Source organism: Fibrisoma montanum (genome assembly GCF_003583365.1).
Classification (GTDB): Bacteria; Bacteroidota; Bacteroidia; order Cytophagales; family Spirosomataceae; genus Fibrisoma; species Fibrisoma montanum.
The window spans coordinates 1-630 of sequence record NZ_QXED01000034.1; the positions used below are offsets into that span (position 1 = coordinate 1).

The following is a 630-nucleotide window of genomic DNA, read 5'->3' on the forward strand; positions in this document are numbered from 1 at the left end:
CATGGGAGTTGGGGGGACCTGAAGTTCGGGGTAACAACCGGACAAGGGTAAACCCGGCGACTGGGGCTAAGTCGTAACAAGGTAGCCGTACCGGAAGGTGCGGCTGGAACATCTCCTTTCTGGAGCCATTAGTGCTTCCTGATGTCAATATGCACAAAGATGGGCTTGTAGCTCAGGTGGTTAGAGCGCTACACTGATAATGTAGAGGTCCGTGGTTCGAGTCCACGCAGGCCCACAACCGGGGGATTAGCTCAGCTGGCTAGAGCACCTGCTTTGCAAGCAGGGGGTCAACGGTTCGAATCCGTTATTCTCCACATGAACCATACGGGTTCATAAGTTCTTTGACGTACAGAGAGAGACAGACAGCGGTCGTGAGGCCGGCTGTTCAAGTAAGCAAAACAAGTTGATCTTGTCATCACAGGACAAGCACATCAAATAAGGGCGCCTGGGGGATGCCTAGGCTTCTGGTGGCGATGAAGGACGTGGCAAGCGACGAAACGGTGCGGGGACCCGCTGGCAGGGGCTGATCCGTACGTGTCCGAATGGGGCAACCCACTAGCTTGAAGAGCTAGTACCCTGCGGGGGGCAAACGCGGTGAACTGAAACATCTAAGTAGCCGCAGGAAAAGAA

2 tRNA genes and 2 rRNA genes are annotated in these 630 nt (G+C 54.9%); all 4 read left to right on the top strand.

The annotated features are described in order from the left end of the window. A 16S ribosomal RNA gene (locus DYU11_RS32860) occupies positions 1-119 on the top strand; the annotation flags it as partial. 42 nt (positions 120-161) lie between these two features. Continuing rightward, a tRNA-Ile gene (locus DYU11_RS32865) sits at positions 162-235 on the top strand. Positions 236-240: 5 nt separating this feature from the next. Beyond that, positions 241-314, top strand: a tRNA-Ala gene (locus DYU11_RS32870). Positions 315-425: 111 nt separating this feature from the next. After that, positions 426-630: ribosomal RNA gene (locus DYU11_RS32875) — 23S ribosomal RNA — on the top strand; the annotation flags it as partial.